At 64.9% G+C, this 14,079-nt stretch carries 11 protein-coding genes, 1 pseudogene and 1 other annotated feature; all 12 genes and pseudogenes read left to right on the plus strand.

The features are described from left to right. Positions 1 to 115: 115 nt before the first annotated feature. The 12 genes and pseudogenes from mbhE to ASC48_RS02890 all read left to right on the plus strand — a co-directional run bounded on the left by mbhE (position 116) and on the right by ASC48_RS02890 (position 13,938). The gene (gene mbhE, locus ASC48_RS02835; RefSeq protein WP_072242493.1) at positions 116 to 2,479 is read left to right on the plus strand and encodes a hydrogen gas-evolving membrane-bound hydrogenase subunit E; all 2,364 of its coding nucleotides are present in this window, start codon (positions 116 to 118) and stop codon (positions 2,477 to 2,479) included. Between the two features lie 5 nt (positions 2,480 to 2,484). Beyond that, a complete protein-coding gene (locus ASC48_RS02840; protein ID WP_055454263.1) occupies positions 2,485 to 2,889 on the plus strand; it encodes an MnhB domain-containing protein in 405 nt (134 codons plus the stop codon). Then, complete coding sequence (locus tag ASC48_RS02845) at positions 2,886 to 3,272, plus strand: NADH-quinone oxidoreductase subunit K (RefSeq protein WP_055454264.1); 387 nt, start codon at positions 2,886 to 2,888, stop codon at positions 3,270 to 3,272. The genes ASC48_RS02840 and ASC48_RS02845 overlap by 4 nt, the downstream gene beginning before the upstream one ends. Then, on the plus strand, positions 3,265 to 4,770 hold the full coding sequence (locus ASC48_RS02850; protein WP_055454265.1) for a Na+/H+ antiporter subunit D: 1,506 nt from the start codon (positions 3,265 to 3,267) through the stop codon (positions 4,768 to 4,770). Before ASC48_RS02845 ends, ASC48_RS02850 begins: the two co-directional genes overlap by 8 nt. Then, a complete protein-coding gene (locus ASC48_RS02855; RefSeq protein ID WP_055454266.1) occupies positions 4,767 to 5,102 on the plus strand; it encodes a Na+/H+ antiporter subunit E in 336 nt (111 codons plus the stop codon). The genes ASC48_RS02850 and ASC48_RS02855 overlap by 4 nt, the downstream gene beginning before the upstream one ends. Beyond that, positions 5,099 to 5,389 (plus strand): MrpF/PhaF family protein, encoded by a 291-nt coding sequence (locus tag ASC48_RS02860; protein ID WP_050473094.1) that lies wholly within the window; start codon positions 5,099 to 5,101, stop codon positions 5,387 to 5,389. Before ASC48_RS02855 ends, ASC48_RS02860 begins: the two co-directional genes overlap by 4 nt. Next, positions 5,389 to 6,663, plus strand: a complete 1,275-nt coding sequence (mnhG, locus tag ASC48_RS02865; RefSeq protein WP_055454267.1) for a monovalent cation/H(+) antiporter subunit G — start codon at positions 5,389 to 5,391, stop codon at positions 6,661 to 6,663. Before ASC48_RS02860 ends, mnhG begins: the two co-directional genes overlap by 1 nt. Positions 6,664 to 6,706: 43 nt before the next feature. Continuing rightward, the gene (locus ASC48_RS02870; RefSeq protein WP_055454268.1) at positions 6,707 to 8,155 is read left to right on the plus strand and encodes a sensor histidine kinase; all 1,449 of its coding nucleotides are present in this window, start codon (positions 6,707 to 6,709) and stop codon (positions 8,153 to 8,155) included. Next, positions 8,152 to 9,507 (plus strand): sigma-54-dependent transcriptional regulator, encoded by a 1,356-nt coding sequence (locus tag ASC48_RS02875; protein WP_055454269.1) that lies wholly within the window; start codon positions 8,152 to 8,154, stop codon positions 9,505 to 9,507. Before ASC48_RS02870 ends, ASC48_RS02875 begins: the two co-directional genes overlap by 4 nt. A gap of 88 nt (positions 9,508 to 9,595) precedes the next feature. After that, a pseudogene (locus ASC48_RS19240) lies at positions 9,596 to 10,823 on the plus strand (IS3 family transposase). Further along, positions 9,875 to 9,992 (plus strand) — a sequence feature (AL1L pseudoknot). (Overlaps the previous pseudogene by 118 nt.) A 407-nt stretch (positions 10,824 to 11,230) precedes the next feature. Then, positions 11,231 to 11,647, plus strand: a complete 417-nt coding sequence (locus tag ASC48_RS19465; RefSeq protein WP_141658853.1) for a DUF2946 family protein — start codon at positions 11,231 to 11,233, stop codon at positions 11,645 to 11,647. Next, positions 11,644 to 13,938 (plus strand): NosR/NirI family protein, encoded by a 2,295-nt coding sequence (locus ASC48_RS02890; RefSeq protein ID WP_072242495.1) that lies wholly within the window; start codon positions 11,644 to 11,646, stop codon positions 13,936 to 13,938. The genes ASC48_RS19465 and ASC48_RS02890 overlap by 4 nt, the downstream gene beginning before the upstream one ends. The last annotated feature ends 141 nt before the right edge of the window (positions 13,939 to 14,079 follow it).

Consider the following 14,079-nt stretch of genomic DNA (forward strand, 5'->3'; position numbering starts at 1 on the left):
GAACCTCGTCCGGAAATCCGGACAAGAGGGCTGCACTGAGCATTATACCCACTGAAAATAAAGAGAAAAATTGGCTGGCACACCTCTTGCCAATACAGGGCAAACAGCAAAAGGGATGCAAGCCGTGAGCTTTGAATGGAGCATAGTTGCCGCACTGGCGGGCGCAGTGATTGCGCGGCCAGCTGCATCATTTCTGGGGCGCAATACCGGTTGGGTGATGTGCCTCATCCCCCTGGCCATCTTTGCCTCACTGCTGATGCAGGCCGGACAGGTCGCATCCGGCGGGGCGCTGACCGCGCAACTGGCCTGGGTGCCCTCACTGGGCGTCGAGCTGTCGTTCCGCCTGGACGGCTTCTCGCTGCTCTTTGGCCTGCTGATCAGCGGCATCGGCACGCTGGTGGTGATCTATGCCGGCGCCTATTTCGCCGAAAAGCCCAGTTCCGAGATTGGCCGCTTCCTCGGCCTCATCCTGCTGTTCATGACCGCGATGCTCGGCACGGTGCTCTCCGACAACCTGATCGTCATGTTCGTCTTCTGGGAACTGACGAGCCTTGCCTCCTTCCTGCTCATCGGCTTTGACGGCCACAAGGAAGCGGCGCGCAAGTCTGCCCTGCAGTCGCTGGTCGTCACCGGTGGCGGCGGCCTGGTGCTGTTTGCGGGCATTCTCGTCATCGGCATGACGATGGGCACCTTCTCGTTCACCGAGGTTCTGGCCCGCTCCGGCGAACTCGTTGCCAGCCCCTGGGCCGGAACGATCGCAGTGCTGATCATGATCGGCGCCTTCACCAAGAGCGCGCAGTTCCCGTTCCACTTCTGGCTGCCGAATGCCATGGCCGCACCGACGCCGGCCTCCGCCTATCTGCATTCGGCCACCATGGTGAAGCTGGGCGTGTTCCTGCTGGCGCGGTTTGACGGCGTCTTTGCCGGGATGCCCGCCTTCGGCCACACGCTCGTCATCGTCGGCTCGCTGACCATGATCGTCGCCGCCCTGCAGGCCCTGCGCGCCGAAGGTTTCAAGGCCGTGCTGGCCCAGTCCACCGTTGCCTCGCTCGGCATTCTGGTGATGCTGATCGGCCTCACCGGGGAAGTGGCAGCCGTGGCCACGGCCGGGTTCATCCTCGCCCATGCGCTGTACAAGGCGGCGCTGTTCTTCTGTGCAGGCACCGCCATCCATGCCACGGGCGAAGCGAACCTGAACAGGCTCGGCGGCCTTGCCCGCTTCCTGCCGGTCACTGCGGTTGCAGCCGTGCTGGCCAGCCTGTCGATGGCCGGCCTGCCGCCCTTCGTCGGCTTCATCTCCAAGGAGTACCTGTTCGAGGCACAGCTTGCCAGCGACTGGAACTTCCTGCCCGTCGCCGCCGCCGTTCTCGTCAACGCGGTCATGGTGGGCGTGGCCGGTGTCGTGTCGGTCCGCCCGTTCTACTTCAAGGCAGAGCGTGTCAGTGAAGTGCACCATGGCGAAACACCGGGCCTGCTCGTGGGACCGCTGCTGCTTGCCGCCGGCGGCATCCTGATCGGCCTCGTGCCGGGCCCGGTGGCCCAGTGGCTCATCGCCCCTGCTGCTTCGGCCCTCTACGGCCAGCCGGTGGATGTGTCCTTCAAGCTCTGGCACGGCCTGACGCCGATGCTGATGCTGTCGGCTCTCGTCATCACCATCGGTGCCGTGATCGTGCTGCAGTGGACCCGCATTCACAACACGCTACGCCACTATGACCGGTTCTATGCCTGGCTGGGTGACCGCTTCTATCACAAGGCGCTCAACGGCCTTCTGGGCACGGCGCGCCTGTCGACCCGCGTGCTGCAGAATGGCGACCAGCACCGTTACACCACCATCGTGCTGCTGACGGTGATTGCAGGCCTTGCCTTCGCCTTCTTCGCCGCGCCGTCCTGGGACTTCCTGGCTGGTGAAGGCCGCATCCGCATCTCCGTGGTGCTGGTGCTGCTGCTCACGGCTGCAGGTGCCATTGCAACGGTCTTCGTGCGCTCGCTGATCGCCGGGCTCGTGGCAGCGGGCGTCACCGGCTTCGGCTCTGCCGTGGTGTTCATGCTCAACGGCGCCCCGGACCTGGCCCTGACGCAGACGGCTGTTGAAACGCTGATCGTCATCCTGATGACGGCGGTGCTGCTGCGCCTGCCCTCGCGGCGCCGTCATTCGCGCAGCGTCACCGAGCGCCGCCGCGACGGCCTGATCGCCACCGGCTTTGCCGTGATCATGTTCGTCGCGCTTGCCTCCATCGGCGTCACTCCGGTTGATCTGCGCCTGTCCGAATATTTCGGCGAGACCAGCTACCTGGAGGCCTATGGCCGCAACGTCGTCAACGTGATCCTCGTGGATTACCGCGCCATCGACACGCTGGGTGAGATCGCCGTCGTCGCCCTCGCAACCATCGCCGCCTGGGGCCTGCTGCGCGGTGCCCGCAAACCTGCAGTCAAGCCCGCAAGCACGCCCATAAGCGCACCAGCCACCACGAAGGAGTGACAGTCATGTCCATCATCTTCTCAACCATGTCCCGCCTCGTCTTCGTGCTGCTGCTCGTGGTGTCCGTTTACATGCTGTTCCGCGGCCACAACGAACCGGGCGGCGGCTTCATCGGCGGACTGTTCGCAGCCCTCGGCTTCGCGCTGCTGGCGCTGGCCGCAAACGTGGAGACGGCCCGCCGCGCTCTGATGGTTCACCCCGTCGTTCTGATGGGCTGCGGGTTGTTCCTGTCCTTCGTCAGCGGGCTGCCGGGGCTGTTCTCGGATGGCTCGTTCCTGACCCATTGGTGGGCGGAACTCGGCTCTGCCCATGTGGGCACCGCCACGATCTTCGACATCGGCGTCTTCATGGTCGTCATTGGCGGCGTGCTGTCGCTGGTCTTCCGGTTCTATGAGGGAGTGGAACAGTGAGCCTCATCTACGCTTTCGCCATTTCGGCCCAGATGGGCGCAGGCATCTATCTGCTGCTGTCGCGGCACGTAATGCGCATTCTCTTCGGCGTTGTGCTGCTGTCGGCAGCTGTGAACCTCCTGATCTTCGTTGCAGGCGGTCTGCAGTTCACCGCCCCGCCGATCATCGAAAAGGGCGCGCAGGTGCTCGGCGCAGAAGCAGCCAACCCCCTGCCGCAGGCGCTGATCCTGACCGCCATCGTCATCGGCTTTGCGCTGGTGGCCTTTGCCGCCGCCCTCGTGCTCAAGGCCTACTCGGCCCTCGGCTCCGTCTTCACCGACGAGCAGAACGCCGCCGAAGAACTCGGCTCGCCATTTGACAAGGAGGCCACCCGCAATGGCTGACACGCTTCTCCTCTGGCCCGTCATCCTGCCGCTGGCCGCCGCCGCGCTGGCCGCCGCCTTCCATGTCTGGCCGGCCGTGCAGCGCGCCGTGGCCCTCACCGGCATCACCCTCACGCTGGCCGCCTCCGTGCTGGTGCTGCGCGAGACCATGACCGGCACGATCCTGACCAAGGCCTTCGGAGGCTGGGCGCCGCCCTTCGGCATTGTCTTTGCCGCGGACCGCTTCAGCGCGGCCATGGTTGTGATTTCCAGCCTGCTGGCCCTGTGTGCGCTGGTCTTTGCCCTCGCCGACCTGCGCCAGCGCCAGATCCGTTCGGGCTTCTACCCGCTGTTCCTCGGCCTGATGACCGGCGTCAACGGCGCCTTCCTGACCGGCGACATCTTCAACCTCTATGTCTGGTTTGAAGTGATGCTGATCGCCACGCTCGGCCTCATCACGCTGGACCGCACCCGTGCGCAGATCGACGGGGCGATCAAATATGCGGTGCTGAACCTGTTCTCGACCATCCTGTTCCTGATGGCGATCGGGCTGCTCTATGGCGCCACCGGCACGCTGAACATGGCGGATCTCGCCACCGTTCTGCCGCGCACGGAGTCATCGGCAGCACTCAGCCTGGCGGCGATGATGTTCCTGCTGGCCTTCGGCATCAAGGCAGGCTTCTTCCCGATGTTCTTCTGGCTGCCGGCCTCCTATCACACGGCTTCGATCATCGTTTCGGCGGTGTTTGCGGGCCTTTTGACGAAGGTGGGCGTCTATGCGCTGTTCCGCGTCTTCACACTGCTCTTCGAGGTGGACAACGGCGGGCTGAAGCCGCTGATGGCCCTGTTCGCGGCCGGAACCATGCTATTCGGCGTCTTTGGCGCGGCGGTGCAGTGGGACGTGCGGCGCATCCTGTCGTTCCACATCATCAGCCAGATCGGCTACATCATGCTGGGCCTTGCCATCGCAACGCCGCTGGCTCTGGCAGGCGCGGTCTTCTACATAATCCACCACATCGTGGTGAAGGCAAACCTGTTCTTCATCGCAGGCGCCATCCACCGTGCGGCCGGGTCCTTCGACCTGCGCAAGTCCGGCGGGCTGATGAAGTCCTCGCCTCTGCTGGCGGTGCTTTTCGCGATTCCCGCCCTGTCTCTGGCCGGTATCCCGCCGATGTCGGGCTTCTGGGCCAAATTCATGGTGGTGGATGCCTCCTTCCAGAATGATGCCGCCTGGCTTGCAGCCGTCGCGCTCTTTGTCGGCCTCCTGACGATCTTCTCCATGAGCAAGATCTGGATCGAGGCCTTCTGGAAGGAGCCGGTCCGCAAGCTCAAGGCCCGCCCGGTGCCGCTGGCCATGGTGGCCCCCATCGCGGTGCTGGGCGTCATCACCCTCGCCATCGGTTTCAATCCGGAGCCGCTGATCGCCTTCTCCAACCTCGCCGGCGAGAGCCTCGGCAATCCGTCGGAGTTCATCAGCGCCTTCGATACCGGCCTCAAGACCGCAGGAGTGACGCAATGACTCTCGCCATTCGCATCGGCCAGTCTGCAATTCTCGGGCTCGTGTTCCTGAGAGAACTGGTGGCCTCGTCCATCACGGTGGCCCGGCAGGTTCTGGGCAACCGCACGGCACTGCGCCCGGCCATCGTGGCGGTGCCGGTCAACCTGCGCAGCCGCGCCGGGGTAACCACCCTGGCCAACTGCGTCAGCCTGACACCGGGCACCACCTCGCTGCATGTCAGCGAGGACCTCAGCACCCTCTATGTGCATGTTCTCAATGCCCCGGACCCGGATGTGGTGGCAGCCAACATCAAGGGCACGTTCGAAAAGCGCATCAAGGAGATTGAAGGATGATCGAGTTTCTGGACAGCTACCTGACCCTCTTCGCCGCCATCCTGATCGCGATCCTGATGGTGCCCCTGACGCTTGCCGCCATTCGCATGGTCACCGGCCCCGGCTATGCCGACCGTTTCGTCGCGCTGGACATGCTGACCGGCATCGCCGTTGCCATTGCGGCCCTGACCATGATCGGCACCGGGCGCCGCGAGTTTCTGGATATCGCCTTCGGCATCGCGCTGATCGGCTTCCTGGCCACCTGCTCGCTGTCGGCGCTGCTTGAGAAGAAGAAGGAGGACAAGTGATGCTTCTGCTGCTTTCCGTCCTGTTGAAGCTGGCCGGTACCGGCTTCCTGTGCATCGCGGCCCTCGGGGTCATGAAGCTGCCCGACCCGTTCCAGCGCATGCATGCCGCCACCAAGGCGGGTACCCTTGGCGCAGGCCTCGTGCTCCTCGGCAGCATCATCGCCCATGGTGAAATGGACGCCGTGGTGCTGGGCCTGTTCACCCTGCTGTTTCTGCTGCTGACCGTGCCGGTTGCCGGCCATCTTCTGGGCCGGGCCGCCTATGTTTCCGGCGCCCGTCTGGCGCTCGCCGGAGGGGATGCGCTGGATGGCGTGCTGCACCGGGCACCCCAGCCGCTGGACGAGCGCACCAAATGGCCGGCCGGCTGGCCCGCCGGGAACGCCGTGCTTGAGGCGGATGAGCGCCAGTCAAAGGCCCCGTTCCGCCATCTCGTGGAGCCGCGCGGAGCCCTGAAGCCGCTTGCGGCGCTGGAAGCTGTCCGCTTTGCGGTGATCGACGGTGAAGTGCAGCCGCCGGCCGACCGGGCCTGCGCCATCGCCAAAGGCAATGGTGCCAGTCTGACGGCCTATGTGCTGATCGACACCCACGCCATTGCCGCGTCCAGTGATCACGCACAGATGCGCCGGCGGATACGCGACAAGGCCAGCGCAGCGCTGCGGGCCCTGAAGGCCTGCACGTCCCGGGCCTCGTCAGAGCCGGTCCTCGTCTATGACGAGGGGGATCCAGAGCAGCTTCTCCTATGTGCGGACGAGCCGGGCCGGACCCTGCTGGTGCTACCGTGCAAAGGCTGGTTCCACCATCAGGCCGAAGGCCGGCGGGACCTGACCACCTGGGATCCGGACGGGCTGCTGCGGCTGCCGTCGAGCCATCGCGGCCCGGTCCTGTTCACCTCCGGCAAGACACTGCCGGAAAGCGCCCGCACGCTCGTGGTGCGCGATTGCGGCGAAGACCACCTGCCCGCCCTGACCGAATGGGCACTGCTCAGCGGCCTTTGGGACGTGACGCTGCTTGTCCATGTCACCAGCCGGCCCGACAACCCCTCACATCTTGCAGGCGTTGCCCGCCGCTTTGGCTGTGACTATGTGCAGCTGGCCGCAGAAGGTGACGACAGTTCCATCCCGGCAGGGGCGGAAGGCGTGCGCGCCGTCATACTCGGCCACACACCCCGGCCGCTGCGCACGAGCTGGTACGGCACGCCCTGGCGGGAGCGCATCGCACCGGGACTGGAAAGCGACGTGCTGATCATGGAGCCGCAGACCGGCAATCCGGCATAAAGCTCTGGCACGCCGGCTTTTGGTTGGGCTATTGCAATTGGACATGACGACACCTTTGCGATCAAAGCTGCCTCTGTCCGTAACCCTGCCCCTGTTTGTGGCCATCGCCATGTTCGTCGTGGCGGTGGGCACGACCCAGATTGGCGTCATGGTGCTGCGCTCCAGCAATGAAACCGGCCTCAGGGATCAGGCCCTGGTGTTTCTGGATGCTGTGGCAGGCCATATTGCCGCTGAAATCAAGGAAAAGGATGCGGAGGATACCGTCGGCGCCCAGCTGGCAGCTTCCCTCACCTTCCGGACGGCATTGCTTGAACAAGGCATGGCAGCCCGGTGGACCGGCAGGACCGGCATCGTCCGCACGGCGGTGCTGACAGAAACAGACGAAGACCTCCTGAAGCAGGCGCTCGGCGAAGCGCAAACGCTCGGGCCGGAAGGTGTCAGCCTCACCAGCGTGCCGGACCGGCAGGTGCTGCTGATTGCCCGAAGCTATCCTCTCGAGGACCGGCGCCTTTATCTTGCCGCCACCTTTGACACCACGCCCCTCGAAGACGCAGCCAGCATGGCAACAAGCGTGGCGCTGGGGATCGACATTCTTGTCGCCATCATCGCTGCGCTTGCCACCTATGCGGTGACGCACCGGGCCCTCATGCCGCTCGACCGGTTCATCGAACGCCTTGCCGATCAGGAAACCGGGGCTGCCGGGGCTGCCAGATGGCGGCGCGGCGACGAGCTGCGGCAGCTGGAAGCAGCCCTGGCCCTGCGGGAACAATCCGAGGCCCAGCGGGTGAGCATGCTGGAGCAGATGGCCCAGCAGGAGCGGGACGGACTGCTGGCGCGCATGGCCGCCAGCATCGCCCATGAGGTGCGCAATCCCCTCGCCGGGCTGAAGAACGGCATTTCCACCCTGCGCCGGTTCGGCGAACGGGAGGAGGTGCGCAAGGAGACCCTTGACTTTCTGGAGAACGGGCTCGACAGCATCGGCCGCGTCGTCGATGTCACCCTGTCCACTTACCGGCGGCGTTCAGGCGCCAAGCTCCTCAGTGCCCGGGACATTCAGGATCTTGAACTGCTGATTGCACCGGAGGCCCGGCGCGCTGGCGTCATCCTCGCGTGGGAGCTGGATGAGACGGCTGAGGTGATGACCGATGCGGACGCCCTGCGCCAGATCCTCATCAATCTGATGCTCAACGCGGTGCGCGCCTCCCCGCCCGGCGGCACCATTACCGTGGGCCTGTCGCAGGATGAAGCCGCGCATACGGTTGTGCTGAGGGTCAGCGACGAAGGCCCCGGCATGCCGCCGGAACTGGTGGCAGCCATCATCTCCGGCCAGGTCGATGATGTGCCGGTGGAACGCAGCATCGGCATCTGGGTGGTATCCAATCTGGTGGCGCGGATCGGCGCGGACCTGTCGATCCGCAGCAAGGAGGGTGCAGGCACCACGGTGCAGCTGACCCTTACAAGTGAACCTGAAAACGGGAGCGCCGCCAAATGACGGCAAGCCGTATCCTCGTGGTCGAGGACGACGCCACCCTCGGCGCCTCCCTGCGCCAGCGGCTGGAGCTGGAAGGCTTCAAGGTCCGCTGGGCCCGCTCGGCCAGCGAGGCCCGCGCCGCGCTGGACGGGGATGCGCCGGACATCATCCTCTCCGACATCCGCCTGCCCGACGGGGATGGCGAAAGCCTCATGCGGCAGCATTTCGCGCGGTCCGGCATGGTGCCCGTGATCTTCATGACCGCCTATGGCGACATCGACCAGGCGGTGCGGCTGGTGCGCGACGGGGCGCTTGACTACGTCAGCAAGCCCTTCGATCTCGATGCCCTTGTCGATACGCTGCAGGTGATCGCCAGCCGCCGCAGCAGTCCGGCAGGCAGCACCGCAGATCCCTTCTCAGACAGCCCTGCCATGGAAAAGACCGGCAGCACCTTGCGCCGTGCGGCGGCCGTCGATCTGCCAGTCCTGCTGCTTGGAGAAACGGGCACAGGCAAGGAAGTTGCCGCCCGTTATGTGCATGAGGCAGGACCACGCAAGGGCAAACCCTTCGTGCCGGTCAACTGCGGCGCACTGCCGGCGGACCTCGCTGATTCCCTGCTCTTCGGCCACGAGCGCGGGGCTTTCACCGGCGCAGGCGCCGCCCATCGCGGCTTCTTCGAGGAAGCAGAAGACGGCACGCTGTTTCTCGACGAAATTGGCGATCTGCCCCCTGCCTTGCAGGTGAAGCTGCTGCGCGTGCTGGAAACGCGGGAATTCCGGCGCCTCGGCGCCAGCCAGACCCGGCGTTTCGAAGCACGGATCGTCTGCGCCACCAACAAGGATCTGGAAGCGATGGCTACGAGCGGCGCCTTCCGCGAAGACCTGTGGTTCCGCATCAATGTCATCACCTGCAAGCTGCCGCCCCTGCGCGAGCGGCAGGAGGAAATACCTGCACTGCTGCAACGCCTTGCCACAGAAGCCGCCGCCCGTATGGGCCTTGGCGCGCCGCCGCTGAGCGAAGCTGCAAAAGAGGCGGCACGGCTGCATCCATGGCCGGGCAACTTCCGTGAACTGATCAACCGCGTGGAGCGGGCCGTCGCGCTTGGCAGCGGCAGCGCATTGACGGAGGCCGATCTCTTTCCCGAAGGCGTCAGCAGGGAGCAAGATGCGGCTGCGCCTCAAGCCTCTGCAGCCGCGCCGGAGACACCCCTTGCCGATGTGCGTGATGCCGCAGAAAAGGCGCATATCACGGCCGCGCTCGCCCGGTTTCAGGGCTCCACCACCGCCGCCGCCGCCAGCCTCGGCATTTCCCGCAGCACCTTGTGGGAAAAAATGCGCCGCCTCGGCATCAGCCGGGATGAAGAGGGCGGGTGAGCCTTTCCTCTCTGAAAACACGTGCCCCCACGGACTGAACCGCGCCAGGTTTGCCGGAGGCTCCAACTCCTGAGTAGGCTGGAGCATCATGAGCAAGACCACGAACAAGTTGTCTCCTGAGGTGCGCGAACGCGCAGTGCGGTTGGTGTTGGACACCGAAGGCCAGCAAGGGTCGCGCTGGCAGGCCATCGTGTCGATCGCCGCAAAGATCGGCTGCTCGGCGCATGCGCTGAATGACTGGGTCAAGAAGGCCGAGATCGACAGTGGCCGGTGCGCCGGCATTCCGGCTGAGCTGGCCGAGAAGATGAAGGCGCTGGAGAGAGAACCGCGAGTTGCGCCAGGCGAACGAGATCCTGCGCAAGGCCAGCGCGTATTTTGTTATGGCGGAGCTCGACCACCGGTCGAAGTGATGGTGGATTTCATTGACGCGCATCGGGATGCGCACGGGGGTCCAGCCGGTTTGCAGTGCGCTGCCGATCGCCCCGTCCACCTATTATGAACATCTGGCCAAACGGGCCGATCCGGCGCGGCTGTCGGACCGTGTGCGCCGGGATGAGGCTCTGCGCCCCGAGGTCCTTCGGGTCTTCGAAGAGAACTGGCGGGTTTACGGTGTCCGGAAGATCTGGCGGCCGCTTGGCCGCGAGGGTTTCGATGTCGCGCGCTGCACCGCCGCGAGATTGATGAAGGACATGGGTATTCAGGGCATTATCCGGGGCAAGCCGCATCGCACGACGGTCCCGGACAAGAAGGCGCCGTGTCCGCTGGACAAGGTGAAACGGCAGTTCCAGGTTCCAGCGCCCAACATGTCATGGGTGTCAGATTTCACCTATGTCACGACCTGGAAGGGGTTCGTCTATGTCGCTTTCGCCATCGATGCCTATGCCCGCAAGATCGCCGGGTGGCGGGTCAGCTCCGCAGCCCATGCCGGGTTCGTTCTCGATGCCCTCGAACAGGCGGTCCATGAACGGCGCCCGGCCAAGGGCACGGGGCTCGTCCATCATTCGGAACGCGGATCGCAATACCTGTCCATCAAATACACCGAGCGACTGGCCGAAGCGGGCATCTAACCCTCTGTCGGGAGCGTCGGCGACAGCTACGACAACGCATTGGCTGAGACGATCAACGGTCTTTTCAAAGCCGAGGTCATCCACCGCCCTGGTCCGTGGCGCAGCTTCGAGGCCGTAGAATACGCAAGCCTCGAATGGGTCGACTGGTTCAACAACCGCCGTCTCCTCAAGCCCATCGGGAACATCCCGCCAGCAGAAGCCGAGGCCAACTTCTACGCAGCTCTGGAAACTGAACCCATGGTAGCGTAACTGAAGACAATCAGCCTCCGGCAAATCCGGGGCGGTTCAGCTTGACGGCGCGCGGCGGCAGGCAGCTTGCGGCCGATGATGTGGTCTGGGCCACCTCCAGCGGAGCACCTGGCTGGCTGCAGCGCAGCGGGCTTGCACTCATCTCCCTGCCGGGCGGGCGATCGCTGACAAATGGGGCCTTGCCGTATCTGGCAGCTGGGTGCGGCTCTGGAAGCACCACACCGACACGCGCTTCCTCCGGCGCTATCAAACGCCCGGACTGAATAGACGCTTGCAAGCCAGCGGACCGGCGCAAGCGTCAGAAACACGAACTTTCAGAAACATGAAAGAATCAACTCGATTGATTTTTTCAAATTTGATTGACGAGCATCAAAGAACTCCCGGGCCCGGTTGACCTAACTCGGGCTATGAACACCCGTGTCCCCCGGCCCGTCATTTCCGTCCTGCTCGCCTGCCTGCTGGTGGCCGTGGCAGTGCTGACGGGCTTTGGCATGGGGGCAAAGGCGGGGGTGCCCCATAGGGGCCAAAGCGCCAAGGTCATCGAATTCGTCATCTGCACTGACGATGGCATGCGCATCGTCAGGATGGATGAGCACGGGCAGGTGCTGGACGAAGACGCGAGAACCAGCCACCCGGCGCCCTGCTGCGACGGCCAATGCCTGGGCTGCACCCTGTGTTCTTCTTCGGCAGGAAACCTGCCTGCGGTCTTTTCCCTTCCCGCCCCCGCCTCCAGCCAGCCCGCGCCCGCATGGGCCGCCGCGTTTGCACCCGGTCGGGTGCTGACGCGCGCCTCCCAGCGCGCACCGCCAAGGACAGGCCGATGACAGACTTGCGCTTCCGCACCTCCCCTGCGGCCCCTCCCTCATTCGTCCGCACTCTGCTCGCCGGACTGCTGGCCGCCTTCCTGCTCCTGATCACACCGGCCGGGCCGGTGATGGCTCAACAGATCAAGGACAGCTCACAGCTTTCCCATTTCCTGCCGCAGGTCACCCCGGCCTCGCTGGTGGAAGGGGCAGATGCCTTTGGCCCTGTCCGGCCGGATCTTGCCGCCGCGCCCGTTCTGCGCGGGGGACAAACGATTGCCTATGCTTTCGTCACCTCCGACTTTGCAGACACCACAGGCTATTCCGGCAAGCCCATCCACGTGATGGTGGCCATCGGCACCGACGGGCTGCTGAAGGGCGTGAAGCTTCTCAAGCATTCCGAGCCCATCGTCCTGGTCGGCATTCCCGAAGCGCGGATGGTGGAGCTAATCGAGGGCTACAAGGGCCTCGACATCGCAAAGGAAGCCGCATCCGGCGGCTCCAGCCACGACCTCAAGATCATTTCCGGCGCCACGGTCACGGTGATGGTGATCGACGATTCCGTCGTGCGCGCCAGCATCAAGGTGGCCCGCAGCCTCGGCCTCGGCGGGCTTTCCACCGAAGCCCCCGCCGCAGGCCCGCTGCGTGTCATCGATCCGGAAGTGAAAGCGGCTGACGACTGGCTGACGCAAACAGGAGACGGCACCCTCCGCCGCCTGTCGCTGGACGTGGGACAGGTCAATGCCGCCTTTGCCGCCCTGCCCGACCAGCGCGCTGCTGAGCGCCCGGAGGAAGGTCCCGCAGATGCCACCTTCATCGACCTCTATGCCACGCTCGTCAGCATTCCCGGCATTGGCGAAAGCCTGCTGGAGCCGGGCGAAAAGGCCGCCATCGATGCCTGGCTGAAGCCGGGGGACAGCGCGCTGCTGCTGGCCGCCAGAGGCCGCTATTCCTTCAAGGGCTCTGGCTATGTGCGCGGCGGCATCTTCGACCGGGTGCATCTGATCCAGGGAGACATCTCCGTCCGCTTCCGCGACAGGGACCACAAGCGTGCAGGCCCGCTGGCTCTTGCCGGGGCACCGGAGCTGAGCGAGCGCGACATCTTCCGCATTCCGGCAGACTCCGGCTTCAACCCGGCAGAGCCCTTCCGCATCCAGCTTCTGGTCCAGCGCAACGTGGGCCCGATCGAGAAGCTGTTCACCACCTTTGACCTCGGCTGGCAGCCCCCGGCGGCCTTCATCAAGACGTTGAGCCCTGCCCCGTCCGAAAGCCCGGCCGCATCCACGCCCGTGGCCTCTGATACCCCTCAGGCAGGCCTTGATGACGAAGCCAGCGCCAAGGCGCAGCTGTGGCAGCGCATCTGGCGCAGCAAGACGCTGGAAATCGCCGGTGTCACCATCATGCTGGCGGTGCTGACCTTTGCCTTCTTCTTCCAGACCTTCCTCACCCGCTCGGCGCGGGTGACCCACTGGTTCCGGATGAGCTTCCTCGCCGTGACGCTCGTGTTTCTCGGCTGGTACGCCAATGCGCAACTGTCGGTGGTCAACATCTTCGCGCTGGCCGCTTCGGTGAAGTCCGGTTTCACCTGGGAAGCGTTCCTGCTCGATCCGCTGACCTTCATCCTGTGGTTCTCGGTGGCCGCCGCGCTGATCTTCTGGGGCCGGGGCGCCTATTGCGGCTGGCTGTGCCCCTTCGGCGCGCTGCAGGAGCTGACCAACCGCATCGCCCGTGCCTTCCGCGTGCCGCAGATCACCCTGCCCTGGGGCCTGCACGAGCGGCTGTGGGCGGTGAAATATATCATCTTCCTCGGCCTTTTCGGCGTCTCGCTCGCCTCACTGGAACAGGCCGAGCATCTGGCGGAAGTCGAGCCCTTCAAGACCGCCATCGTGCTGAAGTTCGCGCGCGGCTGGCCCTTCGTCCTCTATGCCGGCACGCTGCTGGTGGCCGGGCTGTTCGTCGAGCGCTTCTATTGCCGCTACCTGTGCCCGCTGGGCGCCGCCCTCGCCATTCCGGCCCGTGTCCGGATGTTCGACTGGCTGAAGCGCTACCACGAGTGCGGCAACCCCTGCCAGACCTGCGCCAACACCTGCCCGGTGCAGGCCATTCACCCGACCGGTGAGATCAACCCCAATGAATGCGTCAACTGCATGAATTGCCAGGTGCTCTACCAGTCCGAAACGAGATGCCCCGTCGTCATGCGCAAGCTGAAACGGCGGGCAGCGGCCGGCACGGGCGAACGCCCCGCCCCGTCCGAGGGCCACAAGCCCGTGATCAACACGCCAAGCCAGCAAAAAGGACAAGCACATGTCTGATACGAATGAAACCGGCGGCCTCACGCGCCGCCAGCTGATGGGCGCCACTGATCGGCCCCCACGGACGGGTCCAATTTGATTGTTAGTGCAATGATGGTCGTGGCGCCAGCGCGGGCGGCATTGCTGGTTGGGGTTGCAGGG

The sequence above is a fragment of the Pannonibacter indicus genome, from assembly GCF_001418225.1.
Taxonomy (GTDB): domain Bacteria; phylum Pseudomonadota; class Alphaproteobacteria; order Rhizobiales; family Stappiaceae; genus Pannonibacter; species Pannonibacter indicus.